A 19,417-nucleotide genomic window follows, 5' to 3' on the forward strand; every position below is an offset into this window, starting at 1 on the left:
AGCGAGCGCCCATTAGGGTGCTCGCTGTTTGTCATTTAACTATCACGCCTCAAAATAACCGACGACGAGAAGGCCTGGGCCCGTATGCGCTCCGATGGCCGAACCGACAATCGTTTTCGTGACGCTCGCCGGGTTCATATGCTGCCGAAGCAACGCCTCGAACTGATCGGCCTTGACTGGATCATCGCCGTGGCCGATGAAGACATGCCCACCATCAACAAGCGGCTTCGATTCGGTCATCCACTCAGCGATGCGGCGCATCACCTTCTTGTGCCCGCGCACCTTCTCGATTGGGACGAGCTTGCCGTCTTCGACCGTCAGGAGTGGTAAAATCGTCAATAAGTCCCCGATGAACGCGCTCGCTTTCGAGACGCGGCCCCCGCGCATCAAATACTCGAGCGATTCGACCGTGAACAAATGACGAATCTTGCCGACGAGCGACGTCGCGTAGGCGACCGTCTCTTCGTACGAGTGGTCCTGCCCATATTCGGCGACCGTTTTGACGAACAATCCTTGGCCGACGGAAGCGGCACGCGTATCAAGAATATGGAACGTGCTGTTCGGGTATTCTTCTTTAAGTAGGTTTCCGACCATGACGGCCGTTTGATAAGTGCCTGAGAGCTCACCCGAGAAGGCGAGGTACAGGAACGGGATTTCCGATTCGAGATGTTGACGGAAACAATGTTCGAGCCGGGCCGCCTCGATTTGGAACGTCTTCGGCGCCTTCCCGGCACGCATCGCATCGTATACGTCTTTCGGTTGAATCGTCTCCCCGTCTAAAAACTCCTCATTGTCGATGATGACGCCGAGTGGCAACACCTCGAGGCCGTACTCGACGACTTGGTCTTGGGTCAAATCAGCGCCGGTGTCGGTTATGATTTTAAACATGCGGTCACTCCTCTGCTAATTGTTGTTCAATCTCGCGAATCGGTTCATTACGTTTCCACATCCGATCGAGCTGGGTGATGAGGGTCGTTTGTTCGTCCGTGTCGAGCGTGCCTGGTATGAGTTGGCTCACGCTGCTGAGTACGGTGTAGGCGCGACGCAACACGTCGTCGACGGTGAGTGGGATGCCGAGCAAGTCTTCGAGTGACGCCATCGTCTCAGGGACGATGGCCGGGTAGATGAACTTTGTCGCTTCGCCTTGGATGGCGCGCTCATAAAAATCACGGATGAGAGCGGCGCGTTCACTCCCGCTCTTGCGGACACTCAAATAAATTTGGACGGCGACACCGCCACGGACACGGCGCTGTGAGATGCCGGCGAACTTCTTGCCGCCGATGGACAAGTCGAAACTGCCGGGGCAGTAAGACCCAACGATTTCGCCAGCGACAATGTCTGTCGTCACGTCTTGAAACATGAGTTGGATGAGCGATGTCATCGCCTCATAACCGCTGTCGATTTGAATTCCGTCTTTCTCAGGTAAAATTAAAGATAAGTTCAGTACGTCTTCATCTAAGACGACGGCGAGCCCTCCTGAATTTCGCACGACGGGACGGAATCCGTGTTCATGGAGAAAACGGATGCCATCCGACAAGTGGGGCAGGCGGGCGTCTTGAATGCCGAGCACAACCGTGTTTAGATGGACCCAGGCCCGCAGGACGGCACCTGACGTCACGGTCGACGCACAGAGCGTGTCGTCCGTCGCGAACGATTGCTCGGCTTGAAACGCGGGGCCGAGCGAGGACTGATCGATGACACGGTAGGTCGGTTGTTGTAATAATGGATGGGTCATATACATAATTCCTTTTCAATGAATAATTTCCTCCCCATTATAGCATGGGAGGAACAACGCGCTAGAAGTCGAATCCAATCACTAATGAAACGTAGGGGGCAACGTCATGTACACGTCACGAGGTCAATTATCAGGGTCGAAAGTATTCAAAGATCCGGTTCACCGCTATATATACGTCTATGACCATCTCGTCTGGGAATTGATCAATACGAAAGAGTTTCAACGGTTACGGCGCATCAAGCAGCTCGGGACTTCTTTTTTGACGTTCCATGGTGCCGAGCATACCCGGTTCCACCATTCGCTCGGGGTGTATGAGATCGCTCGGCAACTGATTGACCAGTTTCATGAGTATCCGGAGTGGGACGACCGCAATCGTGAGCTGTTGCTCGCGGCGGCACTGCTCCACGACGTCGGCCACGGTCCATTCTCGCATGCGTTCGAGCACGTCTTCGCCGTCCGTCACGAGGTGTGGACCGAACGGATCATCCTCGGCGACACGGAAGTGAACAAAGTACTGTCCGAGATGGGCGTCGGCTTCCCGGAAGAAGTGGCGGCCATCATCAATAAGACGCACCCGAACCGCTTGCTCGTCAATATTCTCAGTTCGCAGCTCGACGTCGACCGGATGGACTATCTGCTCCGCGACGCGCATTTCGCTGGCGTCAGTTACGGCAAGTTCGACCTCGAACGCATGCTTCGGGTGCTGCGTCCGGACGAGGACCAAGTCGTCGTCAAACAGTCGGGGATGCATACGATCGAGGACTATATCATGCGCCGTTATCAGATGTACTGGCAAGTGTATTTGCACCCGGCAACGCGGTCGAGCGACTTGTTGCTCAAGGCCGTGCTCGAGCGGGCGCAAGAACTGTACGAGTCGGGCTACGCGTTCGAGATGACCCCGAAGCACTTCTTGCCGATTTTCAACCATGAAGATATGACGCTCGAGCATTATTTAAAGCTCGACGAGACAATCGTCTATTTCTATTTCCAAGAATGGATGGATGAGGCAGACCCGATCTTAGCGGATCTCGCGAGCCGTTTCGTCAACCGTCGTCTGTTGAAATATAAGAATTTCCCGGAAGCGAACCGCGTCCGCTACATGGACCGTCTTCGTTCGACGATGGAGTCAATCGGTTTGCCGACCCGCTACTACTTGCTCGAGGACCAGCTCAGCCAATTGCCGTACGATTTATACAAAGGGCACGGGAAATATGAAGGCATCTACCTCAAAATGAATGACGGCGACCGTCGGGAGATCTCGGAAGTGTCGATGCTCGTCCAATCGATTTTAAACTCACGGCAATCCGACGAGAAGATTTATTATCCGGAGGACGTGCTGCTCAACTTGAAAGATCATGCGTCAGAGAAGACATGGATGTTGTCAACGTTACGGGGCGATTGAATCGTTGAAAAGGAAGTGACACCATGGGGGTTGGCACATTGGTCGGCGGAATCGGCATCTTCCTGCTCGGAATGATGCTGTTGACGGATACGTTGAAAAACATGGCCGGAGAACGGCTCCGGCAACGGTTGAATCGCTTGGCCGAAGGACCGGTTTCGGGTGCGTTTCTCGGGGCGATGATGACGACGCTGTTTCAATCCTCGACCGTGACGACGCTCATGACAATCAGTTTCGTCAGCGCCGGCTTGTTGACGTTCACCCAAGCGCTCACGCTCGTCATCGGGGCGAACGCCGGCAGCGCGACGACAGGATGGATCGTGGCGCTCTTAGGTTATAACGTCGACATCCGCGAACTATTGCTCCCGCTCATCGGGGTCGGCATGGCGCTCCGATTGATCGGGCGGCGCGTCAAGCGCATCGGCATGCTCATGGTCGGGCTCGGTCTGATTTTCGTCGGCATCGGGACGCTCCAAGAGGCGATGCGCGACGTCGTCACATTCTCGTTCGCCGGTTGGGAAGCGGACACACCGCTGCATCAATTCGCGCTGCTCGGGACCGGCCTACTCATGACCGTCTTGTTACAGTCCTCGAGCATCGGTCTCGTCTTGACGATGACGGCGCTCGCGACCGATACGGTGACGCTCGCCCAAGCCTGTCTGCTCGTGCTCGGACAAAGCGCCGGGACGAGTCTCGTCGTCGCCATCGGGTCGATTGGAGGCTGGAAGTCGGCCCGTCGCATCGTCTTGGCGCACGTGCTCGTCCACGGCTCGATTCTACTCATCGGCTGGCTGACGTTCCCGCTCTTGTTCGGTGTCGTGAACGGTGTGGCCGACCGCCTCAACTGGAACGAACTGTTGCGGCTCGCCTTGTTCCACACCTCGTTCCATCTGCTCGGGGTGTTCACGTTCCTGCCGTTCCATGAGGCGTTCAGTCGTCAGTTGCTCCAGTGGATCCCGAGCCGGGCGGAAAAGCTGACCCGGTTCCTCGACCCGAATATGGCACGCATCCCGACGGTCGCGCTCGAGGCGGCGCGGCGCTCGTTAATTGAGATTGAGCGCTATTTGGCCAAAGAGACGCAACTTTTGCTGACCGAGGCACGTAAACGCGACGACGAGCTCCAACTCGTCGAGAAGACGCTCGGCGACGTCCGTGTCTTTTTGAGCACGATTCAATTGGAAGAAGGGCGAGGACGCAACGACTATGGCCAACATTTGTCGCTGCTCCATACAATCGACCACTTGGAACGGTGGCTGTTCGTCATGCGGGAAGTCGACCCGGTCGACGCGCTCCGGGATACGGACTTCTTGGTCGCGCGCCAGCTCGTCTTGCATGAACTCGACATGGTCGAGACGCTCAATCATCACACGCCCCCGGAAGAGTCGCGGCAGTGGAAGACGGCCTCGAAACAGCTCGCCGAATATCGAAAAGCGCACCGGGCCGAACTGCTCGAGGAGACGGCGGCCAACCAGCTCGAGATGGACCAGACGATTCAAAAAGTGCAGGCGCTCCTCTGGCTCGACCGGATCGGCTATCATATTTGGCGGGCGACGCGTCATCTGATTAAACCGACCGTGCCGAGCGAGCGGTTTGAAGTGAATCTAGAAGACTAAAAAACGACCGCCCTCCGAGATGGAAGGGCGGTCGCTGTGTTTACTTCTTATCCGCGTGCATCACGCCGGCTTGGCCGTAGTGCGTCGCGTCCATCTCTTCGATGAAGACGGTGATGTTTTCTTTCGGGGCGTTCGTCGTCTCGGAGACAGCGTCCGTCACTTTTTCAATCAACGCACGTTTTTGTTCGACCGTGCGGCCTGGAAGCATTTTAACCGTTACGTATGGCATATCATTTCCTCCTTTTTCTCGTTCACTTATAGTTTAGTGAATCAGAGGGCGTGAGGAAAGGACAAATCATTGAAACGCGGCTTCGATAATGTGCGATTCACTCGACTTTGATAAATTCTTATGCACGATGCGCTCCGGTTTCGTCCTTAGCTCGTCACGGAACGAGTTGGCCAGTTCGGCTTCACCGATGACGACCAGCCCTTCCCAATCGTGAGCGCTTTTCATCTGTTCGACCGTTTGGGCAAGGTCCCGGTAAAAGCGGTTCAAGTTTTCGGCGAGGCGACGATCGAACTTATCGACTTGTGAACTGCTCGAAGCCATCCGGTCGCCGGAAGCCGTTCCTTCGAATCGGACCCATTCTTCCGTCTCGGGATCGAATGCGAACGAGAAGGCGGCATCGACATGACCGAGCGAGGTGTCGAGGACAGTCACGTGGTCTAGATTTGGCAAGATGACGCCCGTCGCTGGATACTTCGCCTGTAGCGCCTCGAGCGGTTCGAGCACCGGTTTCGTCTCCCAATGGAGCGCCGTCTCGACATCATGCTGTAAATAGTATGCCTCGAACAGGTTGTTCTGTTCTGAAGCGAAGATGATTAGGCTACGAGCGAGATCATTTCGATGTTTGCCAAGCTCATCTTCAACTTGTTTGCGTAGTTTTTTGAAGCTATTCAGCTGAGTCTCGTCCCCAGACGCTTCCGAGTATTCCCCGAGGCGTTTCAAGCCGTTCTTCAAATGGATATTCCAGTCGCCTTGTTGCTTCGGTCCCGTATTCAGATAAATCGATAACACACACTTGTCCTTGCACTCGACATCACGTAAACGTTTCAGATCACTCGCTAATCCCATCATCATTCCTCCTTAAAATTTCCTTCTCTTAGTCTGTAACCTACTTGTCTACCGCATAAACGCCAGACATGATGGGAAATCATGAAAAATCAGGTGCGAAACGGTTTCAAAGCGGGTAAGGAACAAGACAGACTAGTCGTAGGAGGAACAGGCGGATGAAATGGAAGGGTAGACAGGCAAGCCGGAACGTCGAGGATCGACGGGGGCAACGTGTCGGAGGGAAAGGAATCGCGGGGATTGGTGGCGGCTTCGGTCTCATCTTGGTCATCGTCTTCACACTGCTCAACGGGGGCAATCCGGCAGACATCGTCAACAATATCGGAATTGGCGAGCCCCAGTCGTCCGAGACGTATCAAGGCTCGGCTCGGGAAGAAGAGATGGCGGAGTTCGTCTCGGTCGTGTTGCGGGATACCGAAGAAGTGTGGACCGATATATTCGCGGAGAACGGATTGACGTATCGGGAGCCGACGCTCGTCATCTATAAAGACCAAGTCGAATCCGCGTGCGGGATTGCCGGATCGGCGGTCGGACCGTTCTATTGTCCGGGTGACCAAAAACTATACATCGATTTAAGTTTCTATGATGACCTCAGCCAACGTTTCAACGCGCCAGGTGACTTCGCGATGGCGTACGTCGTTGCCCACGAGGTCGGCCACCACGTCCAGACGTTGCTCGGCACGACGGATGAGATCATGCCGCTTCGAAACGAGATGAGTGAGACCGAATTCAATAAATATTTGGTCCGTTTCGAATTGCAGGCCGATTATTATGCGGGCGTCTGGGCGCATCACGCCCAAGGCATGGGTTACCTTGAGGCCGGGGATGTCGAAGAAGCGATGAACGCGGCACACCAAATTGGGGATGATACGCTTCAGAAACAGGCACGTGGTTATGTGACGCCGGATTCGTTCACCCACGGGACGTCCGAGCAACGGAAACGCTGGTTCGACAAAGGGTTCCAAAACGGGACGATTCAAGGCGGCGATACGTTCAATGCCAAAAATCTATAACGATCGGGTCAAGCTTCGGCTTGGCCTTTTTCATATCCAAGTTGGCTTGTACAGAAAGAATCCGCTATCATGGAAACAGAAACTAGAAGTAGGAAGGGGATGACTCGATGGAATCCTTACTCAAAAAAATCGAACTCGCTAAAAGTGAGATGACGTCTGTAGAGAAGAAAATCGCAGACTATATTTTGACGCACTCGACGCTCGTTCCAAACATGACGACGAAAGAGCTCGCGCAAAAGACGGATGTGTCAGAGGCTAGCATCGTCCGCTTCGCCCGCGTTGTCGGCATCGACAGCTTCAAGGCGTTCAAGCTTGCCCTCGTCAAAGATTTGGCCATCACTGAGACGACTCTCACGGACTTCAACGTATTACAGCAGAAAGACACACCGTACGATTCGTTCCAAAAAGTCATCCATGTCAACAAAATGGCCATCGAGGCATGTGCCGAGGCGATGGACAAACGCGAGCTCGAGCATGCGATTGATACGTTTGCCCGCGCCAATCGGGTCGTGTTTTATGGGGTCGGCGGCTCGTCGACGGCGGCGTACGACGCCCAGTATAAATTCACGAAGCTTGGTTATGCGGCCCAGACATCGCAAGATTTCCATTACATGTTGTCACTCATCCCGCACCTTGGACCGACCGACGTGTTCGTCGCGATCAGTACATCGGGACGGACGAAAGATGTGCTCGAGCTCGTCCGTTTCGCCAAGAAGAAAGGGGTGCCGGTCGTCGCCATCACGGACCTCGATAAATCTCCACTCTATCGGGAGGCGGACGTCCGTCTTTGCACGCCGAACGTCGAACGTGATTTCCGCATTGCGAGCATCGCTTCACGGATGACGCAACTGACGATTATCGACACGCTCTATATGGGGCTATTGCATCGCAAAGGCGAAAGCTTGATCGACCGCTATGCCGAGGCGCGTGATGAGATGGTGAAATTGCGCCGATGATCCATGTTTATGACACGACTTGGCGCGAAAAGGTGGAGGCGTTCTTGTTGCAACAACGGTCGTTCGCGGCGTTGAACGGACAGACGCCCGAAACGTTCCGTGACGAAAACGTGTCCGATTTTGAGACGGAGGAGACCGTCAGCCTCGTGTTTGAAGAGAGGGACGTCATCGCGGTCGCCGATTTGTTGAAGAAGCACCCGGTCGACGGCTCGCTCTGGCTCGGCCTGTTCGTCGGCGATGAGCGGTTGCACGGTACCGGGGTCGCACAGAGGCTATATGAGCAACTCGAACACGCGTATATGCGTCCGTTCCAGCCAGTGTTCCGACTCGGGGTCTTACCTCACAATGAGCGGGCACGCCGGTTTTGGGAGCGGCAAGGCTATGTGTATGAAAAAGATTCCGTCACGGCACGGGGCGATCACGTTCACGTGCTGAAAAAAGTCATCGTCTAAAGCGCTCGGTCCATACTTGGGTCGGGCTTTTTCTATAGATGTATACACGTATACGCCTGGCTTGCTTTGAAATTTTATTTCCTTATTTTTTTAAATAAGTTTGATTTTTAATTTCAATTCAGTACAATGAAATCAGAGAGAAGAAAGGATGGTGGCGATGTTAGACAAACTGGCTACTGAAAGACGGAATGAACGAACGATGCACTTGGACGAGATGGCGGTCGAGGAGTTCCTCGCAGTGATGAACGAGGAAGATCAATCGGTCCCACACGTCATTCAAGAACAACTGTCGGTCATTGCCGACGTAACGAAGCGTGCCATCGCATCCTTCGAAAAAGGCGGGCGTTTGATTTATATCGGCGCAGGGACGAGCGGACGGCTCGGCATCCTAGACGCGGCGGAATGTGTGCCGACGTTCGGTGTATCATCGGATCTGGTCGTCGGACTCATCGCCGGAGGCGAGCGCGCGCTCATCAAAGCTGTCGAGGGAGCAGAAGATAGCAAAGATTTGGCAGTCAACGATTTGAAAGCGCTTCACTTGAATGCGAAGGATACGGTCGTCGGGATTGCTGCGAGCGGCCGTACGCCGTACGTCATCGGCGGACTCGATTACGCCCGCGAGGTCGGCGCGACGACAGCCGCGCTATCTTGTAACAAAGGTTCAAAAATCAGCGAACACGCCGAGTTCAAAATCGAAGTCGAGACGGGACCGGAAGTGTTGACCGGATCGACCCGTTTAAAAGCAGGGACGGCGCAAAAACTCGTCCTCAACATGATTTCGACGGCGTCGATGATTGGGGTAGGGAAAGTGTATCAAAACTTGATGGTCGACGTGCAGCCGACGAACGAAAAGTTGGAAGTGCGGGCCAAACGGATGATTGCGGAAGCGACAGGGGTCGACGAACAGACGGCCGCGCGTTATTTCGATTCATCCGGTGGTCACGTCAAGACGGCGATCGTCATGATTTTAGCCGATGTCCCGCATGCGGAGGCAGTCGAGCGATTAGAGCGTGCGAACGGATTCGTCCGTGACGCACTATAAGGGGGATTCGAGATGAAGAAAGAAGAGGTTCTTGCACATGCGATATTAGAGCATGTCGGGGGAAAAGATAACATTCGTCAACTCGCGCACTGTATGACACGTGTGCGTTTAGCGCTCAAGGATCCGACGAAAGCGGATCTCGCCGCCTTGAAACAAATCGATGGGGTCATGGGCGTCATCGATGACGAGACGTTACAAATCGTCGTTGGCCCGGGGACGGTCAACCGCGTGGCGGACCATCTCAGCCGTGAGACGGGGCTCGCCATCGGAGAAGAGTCGGTCGATGCGAACTTGACGCCGGACGAACGGGCGGCCATCGAACGTCAAAAAGTGAAAGACAAACAGAAGTCGCCGTTCAAGCGCTTCTTGCGTCGCTTAGGGAACATCTTCATCCCGCTCATTCCAGGTCTTGTCGCTTCAGGAATCATTAACGGGGGAGCCAACTTCGCGAAGAACGCCGGGGTCGACCCGACCGAAACGTGGATGCAAATCCTCTTATTGCTCGGTAGCACCGTCTTTGCGTATCTCGCCATCCTCGTCGGTTGGAACACGGCGAAAGAGTTCGGCGGAACGCCGGTACTCGGTGCCATCGCCGGGGGGATTCTCTTCAACCCGATGCTCGCCGACATCACCATTTATGGAGAACCGCTCGTCGTCGGACGGGGTGGATTGTTCGGGGTCATCTTTGCCGCTTGGCTCATGACGTACATCGAGAAACACGTCCGTCGCTTCATGCCGACAGCAATCGATATCATCTTTACACCGCTTCTCACGGTCCTCGTCGTCGGCTTCACGGCGCTCTATGCGATTATGCCGGTCGCAGGCGTGTTGTCGGACGGGATCATGCAAGGGCTGAACGCCGTGCTTGAAATCGGTGGTCCGGTCGCTGGGGCCGTACTCGCTGGCTTCTTCTTGCCGCTCGTCATGGTCGGGTTGCACCACGGACTCACACCGATTCACTTGGAGCTGTTGAACACGGTCGGTAACACGGCGCTCTTGCCAATCTTGGCGATGGCTGGGGCCGGGCAAGTCGGGGCCGCAATCGCGATTTTCGTGAAGACGCGCAACCAACGCCTGCGTAACATCATTAAAGGGGCGATCCCGGTCGGATTCCTCGGTATCGGTGAACCGCTCCTTTACGGGGTCACGCTCCCGCTCGGTCGTCCGTTCTTGACGGCTTGTATGGGAGCCGCGGTCGGCGGTGCGTTCCAAGCATCGATGCAGACGGCGGCGCTCGGGATTGGGGTCTCGGGTCTCTCGCTCACACCGCTCATCGACAACGGGATGTATTTGACGTATATTGCAGGTCTCGTCATTTCGTATACGGCGGGCTTCATCTTCACGTATTTCTTCGGCTTCAAAGAAGAAATGGCGGATGGGATTTAACAACCGAGGCGGCTCTTTGGAGTCGCCTTTTCATTTGATGAGGAGGGTTTTTGATGAAGGGACTATCTGTTTATTTGAGTGAACCGCTCACACCACAGTTCAAGGCATGGGTCGGACGTATGCGGGAGATCGGCTTCACGTCGATGTTTACATCGCTCCATATCCCGGAGGACGACGCGTCGGTGTACACGGATCGGCTCCGTGACCTTGGGACGTTCGCACGAGAACTCGATATGGAGCTGTTCGCGGATATCGCACCGACGTCGCTCGCCGCACTAGGCAAGACGTGGGACGGTGCCCATACGCTCACCGAGTGGGGCGTGACCGGGCTGCGCGTCGATTACGGGGTGACCCCGAAACAAGTGGCCGACTTGTCGGCGCGGATGACGGTCGCCTTGAACGCGAGCACGCTGTCTGAAGTGGAACTCATGGAGATGAAGGGGTGCGGCCTCGTGACGGACAACGTCGAGGCGTGGCACAACTTCTATCCGCGTCCGGAGACGGGGCTTGATCGAGACTGGTTCGACGACAAGAACGATTGGTTGAAGCGGCAAGGATTGAGCGTCCAAGCGTTCATCCCTGGGGACGGGACGCTCCGCGGACCGTTGTTCGAACGGTTGCCGACGCTCGAGGAACATCGGACGCTGTCGACGTTCGCTTGTTACTTGGACCTCCCCGATTCGGTCGACCGCATTTTAATCGGCGATCCGGGACTTGCCGACGAGACAATCGAACAGTTCGCCTCACACGCGGACGGGATGCTCGTCCTCCGGGCCGAAGCGGAGACGACGATCGAGGCCGCCTTCTATCGCGTCCAAACGAACCGGATGGATCCGGCCCGTGACGTCATCCGCTCGGTCGAGTCTCGGGCTTACGGCCGTCCGGGCGACCGCTTGCTCGAACCGATGGCAGCAAGACCGCGTCCGCTCGGGACGATCACGGTCGATAATGCGAACTACGGGCGCTATGCCGGCGAATTGCAAATCACAAAACACGATTTAGTGGCGGACGAACGGGTCAACGTTCTCGGTCGGGTCATTGAGGCAGACCGGCCGCTCATCCGGGCGATTGGACCGGGCACGAAGTTTCGGATCGAGTGGTGCTGACGTTCCGGATTGCCACATTCCCTCGTCTTTGTGTACAGTAGAGAGGGAGGGAATGCCATGAAAGAAATCAATTTTAATATCGTCGCTGACGATTCGACCGATGGCCATGGTGGTTTTGGGGTCGGTTCGCTCAGTTTGAACAATATGTCTCCCGTCATCATCGATGTCGAGGCGGGGACCGCGGTCATCGATATGGGGGCCATGCATGCCAAATCGGCGATTGAGAAACGCATCAAGTTTTTGACGGATCCGGAAGCGGTGCCGAACGGCAAACCGTATTGGATCGTCTGGGTCACGGTCGGACGAAAGCCCGAAGGATTCTATTACGGTGGTATCGCGGCGTGTGATATGTCGATCGACCTCGAGGCGCGGCGCGGCTATAAATTGTTGCCGTACCACGTCAACCAGATGGACAAATCGCTCAAAGGCCGCATCCTGATTGATATGATGGATGCACCGTCACGCGACGTGCTCGCTGCCTTTTTGAAAGAACATCGTCCTGAGATTTGGGAACAATCGACCGAACTTCAAACCGAACTTGTGCGTCTCAAAGCCGAGTGAAAAGATTGGACCGTTTCGGTCTCCAATCTTTTTTGTTTTCATTCGGGACAATTTGGGAACATGAACTTGTTATGTTGTTGTGATTTCACCGTAATTGTATGAATATTCAGCATTATGATATACTAAACGCACTGTGCAAAAAAGAAAGGGTGACACGATGAGTGAAACGAAGAAAATTTTAATTGGCCTCGCCTTAGGGGTCATTGTCGGGCTAGGGCTTGCCGGCTTGTCCGGTAACGTATATGACATCGTCAATACGTATATCCTTTCCCCAGTTGGTACCGTGTTTTTGAACTTGATTAAAATGTTAGTCGTCCCGATCGTCTTCTTCTCGATCATTCTCGGCGTCATGGGTCTTGGGGACCCGAAAGAGCTCGGGCGGGTCGGATCGAAGGCGCTCCTCTTCTTCTTGACGACGACGGCGCTCGCCATCATCTTGGCGATGGGTGTCGCTTCGGTCATCAAACCGGGAGAGCGTGGCGATTTCCCGACGACTGGATTGGAATTTGAATCAACATCGACGGAGGAATCGTCTAATATCGTGCAGACATTCGTCAACATGATTCCGACGAACCCGATTCAAGCGCTCGCCGAAGGTAACATGCTTCAAATCATCGTCTTTGCGGCTCTCATCGGATTTGCGATGATTGCTCTCGGCGAACGGGCCAAGACGTGGCGCCGTTTCGTCAAACAAGGCGATCGCATCATGATGCACTTGATTCACTTAGTTATGAAGCTCGCCCCATACGGTGCGTTCGCGTTGATTGCCTCGGCAATTGGCGGAATCGGACTCGATGCTGTCAAAGCGATGGCGTGGTATATGTTCGCCGTCGTCTTGACGCTGTTTTTACATTCAGTACTCGTCTACGGTGGGGCACTCGTCTTGCTCGGGAAGATGAGTCCGGTCTTCTTCTTTAAAAATTTCTACGAAGCGATCACACTCGCGTTTTCGACATCGTCTTCGAACGCGACGCTTCCTGTATCGATGGAGCTCGCCCAGACGAAACTCGGCGTGCCGCGTTCCATCTCCTCATTTGTCCAACCGCTCGGCGCGACGGTGAACATGGACGGGACGGCGATTATGCAAGGTGTCGCGACGATTTTCATCGCGCAAGTATTTGCGGCTGATTTGACGATGACCGAACTCGTGACGGTCGTCATCACGGCGGTGCTCGCCTCGATCGGGACGGCGGGTGTACCAGGTGTCGGGCTCATTATGCTCGCGCTCGTCTTGCAGTCGGTCAACTTACCGGTCGAAGGGATCGCCCTGATCATCGGTGTCGACCGTATCCTCGACATGCTCCGGACGTCGGTCAACATTACCGGCGACGCGACATGCGCGGTCGTTGTCTCGAAACTTGAAGAGAAACACCTTCCACCTGTCGACGAAGACGCGTGGGATGAAGTCGAAGCAAAATAAACAGAAGGCTGACCCGTCGTTGACGGGCCAGCCTTTTCAAATGAAGTGAGGTTTTTATATGGAATGGGCAGCTTTGCCGATCCCGTTGTTTGTTGTCATCAGTATCTTGTTGAATATGCTCATCGCCGTCGCTGGGGTGCTCCCGAGCGCATTTTTGACGGCGCTGAACGTGCAACTGCTAGGGTTCGGACCTGGTGTCGCCGTCTCCATCATCGGCGAGGCGGCCGGGGCAGTGCTTAGCTTCATTCTTTATCGCAAGGCGCTCCATCGCTATACGTCACCGGACGGGAAACGATTGCGACGCCTTCGTGAGGCCGAAGGGGTCGAGGCCTGGTTCCTCGTGCTCAGTCTTCGGCTATTGCCGTTCGTGCCGTCCGGGCTCGTCACGTTGTCGGCCGCATTCAGCCGGATGTCACTCCCGTCGTTTGCTGTAGCGAGCACGGTTGGAAAAGTGCCGGCGCTCGTCATTGAGGCGCTCGCCGTCGCGGCCGTCCTGAACGTGGCCGCAGGCTGGCAACTCGGTCTCATCGCGTTGCTCATCGTCCTCTATGCCGTTTGGCGCTTGCCTCAAAGGAGTGGCGAGAAGATATGACAGAACGCTTCGATGAAACGTTTGCCGCTCGATTTCTTGCGAAGCATTGACCAGTCGATGAGAATCGACTCATCAAAGTCTTTCAAGAACGCTTCGTGCAGCTGTTGGATGGATGACGTCTCGTACTGGGCAATTGTCATCTCATGGTTCAAATACATGCTCCTAAAATCAAAGTTAGCCGTCCCGACGAGCGCAATCTTGCCATCGATGAGGACGGTTTTTGCATGGATGAAATGACGATTGTATTTATAAATCCGAATGTTCCGTTTAAGCAGTTGCTCGAAATAATATTCGGTCGCATGGAAGCTGAACCATTCGTCTCCTTTTCCGGGGACAACGATTCGCACATCGATGCCACGCCGGCCGGCGACTTCTAACAGCGCGAGTAATTCAGGAGGAGGAATTAAATATGGCGTCGTAATCCAAATCGACTCCTTCGCCTCCATCAAAAGCGTAATGAGCCCGTCTCGGATCGTGACATCTTTCCCAGGAGACGTGACGAGTAGCTGTGTCGCCCCGTTGGCCGGCTGCGGGTCGTCGATGAAGTATTCTGGCAAATGTTTGCTGTCAGCGAACAAGTCCCAGCGCTCTGTATCGTCTTCGTGACCGGCATACAGCCAATTCTCGACGAACAAACGCTGCAGTTCCCGGACGAGCGGTCCTTCAAGACGCAGATGGGTATCACGCCAAAAGCCAAGTTTTTTATGTTTCCCTAGATATTCATCCCCGACGTTCAGTCCGCCGGTGTAAGCGATTCGTCCGTCGATGACGATCAACTTCTGATGATTGCGGAAGTTGGCGTTAAAGACAAGGAGCGGGTGGACGACCGGGTCGAACGCCTCGACGTGGACACGGGACTCTCGGAGCGGTTCGAGAAACGCTTCGCTAATCTCTTGACTGCCGAGACCGTCATACAAAAAGCGGACGGTGACGTTCTCGTTGGATCGTTTGATGAGAGCGTCACGAATTTTCAGCGAAATTTCATCGGTCCGGAATAGGTAATACTGGACGTGGATGTGGTGGGTCGCTTGCTCGATATCTTTAATCACCGCATCGAACTTTTCCTCGCCGTTGACGAGCAATTTTGTCGACGTGTGACCATCCGCCCCGGTCGCGCCGAGTTTTTCGAGTGTTCGCGTGAGCGGGAATCGATCCGCTACATTGTTTGCCGTCTCGATGCGTTCGGCCTCAATCGCTTGCCGGAACATACGAATCTCGGTCGAAGTTCGTTTGATGCGGCGGTGCCGTCGTGGTGTTCGGCCGAAGAGCACCCAAGCGAGGGCACCGAGAAACGGAATGAACAAGACGGCGAGCAACCAAGCGAGTTTGGCCTGTGGTTGGACGTGGTCGAACAAAATATACCAACCGACGATGAGCGGAATGAGAATGGCGGCACCAATTAGGAACGGGATGAGCCCATCAACCGAGTAAAGCAAACCAAGAAGGAAGATGCCGAGTACAATCATGATAAGGAGTTGCCAGACGCGTCGTTTCAACACGTACACCTTCTTTCTGTTCAGTTGTCATCACTGAATTCATTCCACCGTTTACACGTTCTTAATCTAAAAAACGTTTCATTGTGGGCGGCTAGGGAATTAACCGTACTGTACGACACAACGTAAAAGGGGTGTTCCTGATGAAAAAGAAAGGTGCATTGGCCGCGTCGCTCTTGGCGACGGGCATCATCCTCGGAGCTTGCGGGGGAGCAGACGAAGAACCGATGAATAACGAAGATACGGAAATGCAAGAAGATATGGATGAAGAGGAAGACGACTAAAAGAACGGCCTAGAGCGGATGCTCTAGGCCTTCATTGCGTCAAAGCGAATAAGGGGATGGCTTTCCGAAGTAATAGCCTTGGGCGAGGTCGAAGCCGAGTTCACGACAGACGTCGACTTCTTCGGCACGTTCGATGCCTTCGGCGAGAATCGTGATGCCCATCGATTTGGTCAATTGACGTACATTTTTCAAGAATGCCCGTTTTTCGGCATCTTGGTCACAGAACGAGATATACGACCGATCGATCTTGACATAGTCCGGTTCAAGCCGTTTCAACATATCGAGCGTCGAGAAGCCCGCGCCGACATCGTCGAGGGCGACTTTCATGCCGCGCTTCTTATATGTAGAGAACACGTGTTGCAAGTGGGCCACGTCTTGCACCTTCTCCGTCTCGACGACTTCAAATATGAATCGGTCTGGACTGAGCCCGTAACGGTCAATAATCTCGAACGTATGTTGCAGGCAATAGTCCGGGTTATAGATGGTCGACGGCAAGAAGTTGATGAACGTCTTCTCGTGCGGCGCGACGGCGTGATATGTCGCTTTGATCGCTTCGGCGCGAGCGCGTTGGTCGAGTTTGGAATGAAGGCCAAAACGGTTGGCGGCCCGGAACAGTTCGCCCGGTGAGACGTTGTTCTGGCTTCTAAGAAGGGCCTCATAACCGAATCGTTCGCCTGTATCGAGGTGGACGATTGGTTGCAGATGGCTCTCGAAGTCACCGTGTTGAATCAATTCGATTGTGTCGCGGTTGGCGATTTGTTCGAGCAGGTCGCTCGCCGAGACGAGGGCGGTTTGACGTTTCGTGGCCGGATCGACACAGTACACGTCTTCCTCGACAGTGGCGAGGCGATGGGTCAATTCGTCGAACGAATCGTACGGATGGGGCTTGTCATTGACGACGACGAGGCCTCGTTCAAAAAATGGGATAGTCGTGGAGCAGGCGGTACAAGGAGACCACATAGGATCCCTCCTTTCAAATGATAGAAGTACTCTCTCTTTACTTTATCGGATAAAACTCACATAAAACTCACATGTCAGGACAAATAAATAAAAAAATCGTGCAAAATGCGGACAGTTTTTGTATACTTCCTATCGTATGAATAAGAAGCGCCTCAAAACGCCACTCGCATACGAACAACTTTTTGAACAGAAAGGGGTTCTATCGATGGACCAAAAATTAAAATTATGGTTTACGGAGCACCAGACAGAAGATTACGGGATCACGTTCCGTGTAAACCACGTTTATGAGAGCGAACAAACGGAGTTTCAACGACTAGAAATGGTCGAAACGGACGAGTTCGGAACAATGTTGTTACTTGACGGAATGGTCATGACGACGGATAAGGACGAATTCGTCTATCACGAGATGGTGGCTCACGTCCCACTCTTTACGCACCCGAATCCGAAGCATGTGCTCGTAGTCGGCGGCGGAGACGGCGGCGTCATCCGTGAGATTATGAAACACCCATCAGTCGAAAAAGCAGTTCTCGTCGACATCGACGGGAAAGTCATTGAATATTCGAAGAAATACTTACCAAATATCGCAGGCGAACTCGACAACCCGCGCGTTGAAGTCATCGTCGGCGACGGCTTCATGCATATCGCCGAGTCAGAGAACGAGTACGACGTCATCATGGTCGACTCGACAGAACCGGTCGGCCCAGCGGCCAACTTGTTCACGAAAGGATTCTACGCCGGAATCTCGAGAGCGCTTAAAGAAGATGGGATCTTCGTCGCACAGACGGACAACCCATGGTTCACGCCAGAGCTCATCCAAACGGTTCAACGTGACGTGAAAGAGATCTTCCCGATCACGAAGCTCTACACAGCGAACGTACCGACGTACCCGAGCGGCATGTGGACGTTCACAATCGGTTCGAAGCAATATGACCCGGAAGCAGTGGCTCCGGAGCGTTTCCACGACATCGAGACGAAGTACTACACGCCGAAGCTTCACAATGCGGCATTCGTCCTTCCTAAATTCGTGGAGGACTTGACGAAATGATTAAACGTTTCGATGAAGCCTACTCAGGCAAAGTGTTCATCGCGAGCCTGCCAGAAGTCGCAGACGCGAAGACGGTCCTTTACGGCATGCCGATGGACTGGACGGTCAGTTTCCGCCCGGGCTCACGTTTCGGTCCGAACCGGATTCGTGAAGTGTCAATCGGACTTGAAGAGTACAGCCCGTATCTCGACGGAGACTTGAGTGAAGCCGCCGTCTATGACGCCGGTGACATCCCGCTTCCGTTCGGGAACGCCCAAAAGTCGCTCGACATGATCGAGTCGTTCGTCAAAGACGTCATCCAAGCAGGCAAGTTCCCGCTCGGTATGGGTGGGGAACACCTCGTCACATGGCCGGTCATCAAGGCGATGCATGATGCGTACGGCGACGACTTCGTCATTCTTCACTTCGATGCGCATACGGATCTCCGTGATGAATACGAAGGTGAGCCGTTGTCGCACTCGACACCGCTCAAAAAAGCGGCCAACTTGATTGGACCATCGAACTGCTACTCGTTCGGAATTCGTTCTGGGATGAAAGAAGAGTTCGACTGGGTCAAAGAAGTCGGTTATAACATGTATAAATATGAAGTGATCGAACCGCTTAAACGCGTGTTGCCGACGCTCGCCGGGAAGAAAGTGTACGTCACGATCGACATCGACGTCCTCGATCCATCGGCTGCGCCGGGAACGGGCACGCAAGAGATCGGCGGCATCACGACGAAAGAATTGCTTGAAGCGGTCCACGCCATCGCGAACGCTGACGTCGACGTCATCGGAGCCGACCTCGTCGAAGTGTCACCGGCCTATGACCAGTCGGACATGACGGCCATCGCCGCCGCGAAGATCCTTCGCGAGATGATGATCGGGTTCGTGAAGTAACGATGCCGAAAAAAGGTCAGCTCGAGATGGAGCTGAGTGCTCGCATCACCCAATGGGAGAAAGAGTATCTCGGACGCGGCTCCTTGACGTGTAAAGCAGACCTGCTCCGCGACTTGGCCATCGTGACGCTCCAAGGCGTCTTGACCCCGGCCGAGTACGAACTGGCCGCCAAGTCGGCCGGACGCGAGCAATTGAAGAAGTACCGCAACAACCTTGTCGAATCAGGACGGGCTCAGCTCGAGACGATTTTGTATGACGTGCTCGGTCGGCGTCTCGTCTCGCTCCATACGGATATCAGTACGAAGACGGGGGAACGCCTCATCGTCTTTCGACTTGATGCTCCGTGGGATGGCGGGATTGACAAGCCGTGACGACATTTTTAAACTAGAAGCAGAGACGGTTCAGGATTG

At 54.4% G+C, this 19,417-nt stretch carries 21 protein-coding genes; 15 read left to right on the forward strand and 6 right to left on the reverse strand.

Annotated elements, in window-relative coordinates; all coding sequences use genetic code 11:
- Positions 1-42: 42 nt before the first annotated feature.
- Both NMQ00_RS01970 and NMQ00_RS01975 read right to left on the reverse strand, forming a co-directional pair.
- Positions 43-888 carry a DegV family protein gene (locus NMQ00_RS01970; protein WP_255177702.1) on the reverse strand — a complete coding sequence of 282 codons (846 nt, stop codon included), beginning with the start codon at positions 886-888 and terminating at the stop codon, positions 43-45.
- A gap of 4 nt (positions 889-892) precedes the next feature.
- Entirely contained in the window at positions 893-1,741 is an 849-nt protein-coding gene (locus NMQ00_RS01975) for a lipoate--protein ligase family protein (protein ID WP_255177703.1), read from the reverse strand.
- A 100-nt stretch (positions 1,742-1,841) separates the two neighbouring features.
- Here NMQ00_RS01975 and NMQ00_RS01980 point away from each other — a divergent pair, with 100 nt between their 5' ends.
- Positions 1,842-3,137 carry an HD domain-containing protein gene (locus NMQ00_RS01980; protein ID WP_255177704.1) on the forward strand — a complete coding sequence of 432 codons (1,296 nt, stop codon included), beginning with the start codon at positions 1,842-1,844 and terminating at the stop codon, positions 3,135-3,137.
- Positions 3,138-3,160: 23 nt separating this feature from the next.
- Positions 3,161-4,747 carry a Na/Pi cotransporter family protein gene (locus tag NMQ00_RS01985; protein ID WP_255177705.1) on the forward strand — a complete coding sequence of 529 codons (1,587 nt, stop codon included), beginning with the start codon at positions 3,161-3,163 and terminating at the stop codon, positions 4,745-4,747.
- 40 nt (positions 4,748-4,787) lie between these two features.
- Here NMQ00_RS01985 and NMQ00_RS01990 read toward each other — a convergent pair whose 3' ends face one another.
- A complete protein-coding gene (locus NMQ00_RS01990; RefSeq protein ID WP_012727443.1) occupies positions 4,788-4,976 on the reverse strand; it encodes a 2-hydroxymuconate tautomerase in 189 nt (62 codons plus the stop codon).
- 66 nt (positions 4,977-5,042) lie between these two features.
- The gene (locus NMQ00_RS01995) at positions 5,043-5,822 is read right to left on the reverse strand and encodes a VLRF1 family aeRF1-type release factor (RefSeq protein ID WP_255177706.1); all 780 of its coding nucleotides are present in this window, start codon (positions 5,820-5,822) and stop codon (positions 5,043-5,045) included.
- A gap of 155 nt (positions 5,823-5,977) precedes the next feature.
- Here NMQ00_RS01995 and ypfJ point away from each other — a divergent pair, with 155 nt between their 5' ends.
- The 9 genes from ypfJ (at position 5,978) to NMQ00_RS02040 (ending at position 14,347) form a co-directional block, all read left to right on the forward strand.
- Positions 5,978-6,832 (forward strand): KPN_02809 family neutral zinc metallopeptidase, encoded by an 855-nt coding sequence (gene ypfJ / locus NMQ00_RS02000; protein ID WP_255177707.1) that lies wholly within the window; start codon positions 5,978-5,980, stop codon positions 6,830-6,832.
- Between the two features lie 107 nt (positions 6,833-6,939).
- Positions 6,940-7,788 carry a MurR/RpiR family transcriptional regulator gene (locus NMQ00_RS02005; protein WP_255177708.1) on the forward strand — a complete coding sequence of 283 codons (849 nt, stop codon included), beginning with the start codon at positions 6,940-6,942 and terminating at the stop codon, positions 7,786-7,788.
- The gene (locus NMQ00_RS02010) at positions 7,785-8,240 is read left to right on the forward strand and encodes a GNAT family N-acetyltransferase (RefSeq protein WP_255177709.1); all 456 of its coding nucleotides are present in this window, start codon (positions 7,785-7,787) and stop codon (positions 8,238-8,240) included. The genes NMQ00_RS02005 and NMQ00_RS02010 overlap by 4 nt, the downstream gene beginning before the upstream one ends.
- 148 nt (positions 8,241-8,388) lie before the next feature.
- Entirely contained in the window at positions 8,389-9,282 is an 894-nt protein-coding gene (gene murQ, locus NMQ00_RS02015) for an N-acetylmuramic acid 6-phosphate etherase (protein WP_255177710.1), read from the forward strand.
- A 12-nt stretch (positions 9,283-9,294) separates the two neighbouring features.
- Complete coding sequence (locus NMQ00_RS02020; protein WP_255177711.1) at positions 9,295-10,668, forward strand: PTS transporter subunit EIIC; 1,374 nt, start codon at positions 9,295-9,297, stop codon at positions 10,666-10,668.
- A 53-nt stretch (positions 10,669-10,721) separates the two neighbouring features.
- On the forward strand, positions 10,722-11,774 hold the full coding sequence (locus NMQ00_RS02025; protein ID WP_255177712.1) for a DUF871 domain-containing protein: 1,053 nt from the start codon (positions 10,722-10,724) through the stop codon (positions 11,772-11,774).
- Positions 11,775-11,831: 57 nt separating this feature from the next.
- Positions 11,832-12,335 (forward strand): YwhD family protein, encoded by a 504-nt coding sequence (locus NMQ00_RS02030; protein WP_255177713.1) that lies wholly within the window; start codon positions 11,832-11,834, stop codon positions 12,333-12,335.
- A 157-nt stretch (positions 12,336-12,492) separates the two neighbouring features.
- Entirely contained in the window at positions 12,493-13,755 is a 1,263-nt protein-coding gene (locus NMQ00_RS02035; RefSeq protein ID WP_255178657.1) for a dicarboxylate/amino acid:cation symporter, read from the forward strand.
- A gap of 58 nt (positions 13,756-13,813) precedes the next feature.
- Positions 13,814-14,347, forward strand: coding sequence for a TVP38/TMEM64 family protein (locus NMQ00_RS02040; protein ID WP_255177714.1), 534 nt, complete (start codon positions 13,814-13,816; stop codon positions 14,345-14,347).
- Here the strand turns inward: NMQ00_RS02040 and cls are convergent.
- Positions 14,323-15,852, reverse strand: a complete 1,530-nt coding sequence (gene cls, locus NMQ00_RS02045) for a cardiolipin synthase (RefSeq protein WP_255177715.1) — start codon at positions 15,850-15,852, stop codon at positions 14,323-14,325. The two genes, NMQ00_RS02040 and cls, sit on opposite strands and share 25 nt — an antisense overlap.
- A gap of 131 nt (positions 15,853-15,983) precedes the next feature.
- On the opposite strand from cls, the gene NMQ00_RS02050 reads away from it, so the two are divergent.
- Positions 15,984-16,124 (forward strand): hypothetical protein, encoded by a 141-nt coding sequence (locus NMQ00_RS02050; protein ID WP_021066065.1) that lies wholly within the window; start codon positions 15,984-15,986, stop codon positions 16,122-16,124.
- Between the two features lie 39 nt (positions 16,125-16,163).
- Here NMQ00_RS02050 and NMQ00_RS02055 read toward each other — a convergent pair whose 3' ends face one another.
- On the reverse strand, positions 16,164-17,084 hold the full coding sequence (locus NMQ00_RS02055; RefSeq protein ID WP_255177716.1) for an EAL domain-containing protein: 921 nt from the start codon (positions 17,082-17,084) through the stop codon (positions 16,164-16,166).
- 205 nt (positions 17,085-17,289) lie between these two features.
- Here NMQ00_RS02055 and speE point away from each other — a divergent pair, with 205 nt between their 5' ends.
- From speE to NMQ00_RS02070, 3 genes are read left to right on the forward strand one after another with little or no spacing between them, the layout of a single operon-like run.
- Entirely contained in the window at positions 17,290-18,129 is an 840-nt protein-coding gene (speE, locus tag NMQ00_RS02060) for a polyamine aminopropyltransferase (protein ID WP_214750980.1), read from the forward strand.
- On the forward strand, positions 18,126-19,007 hold the full coding sequence (speB, locus tag NMQ00_RS02065) for an agmatinase (protein WP_021066068.1): 882 nt from the start codon (positions 18,126-18,128) through the stop codon (positions 19,005-19,007). Before speE ends, speB begins: the two co-directional genes overlap by 4 nt.
- A 2-nt stretch (positions 19,008-19,009) precedes the next feature.
- Entirely contained in the window at positions 19,010-19,378 is a 369-nt protein-coding gene (locus tag NMQ00_RS02070) for a Na-translocating system protein MpsC family protein (protein WP_255177717.1), read from the forward strand.
- The last annotated feature ends 39 nt before the right edge of the window (positions 19,379-19,417 follow it).

Origin of the sequence: Exiguobacterium aurantiacum (genome assembly GCF_024362205.1) — a bacterium.
Lineage (GTDB): Bacteria > Bacillota > Bacilli > Exiguobacteriales > Exiguobacteriaceae > Exiguobacterium > Exiguobacterium aurantiacum_B.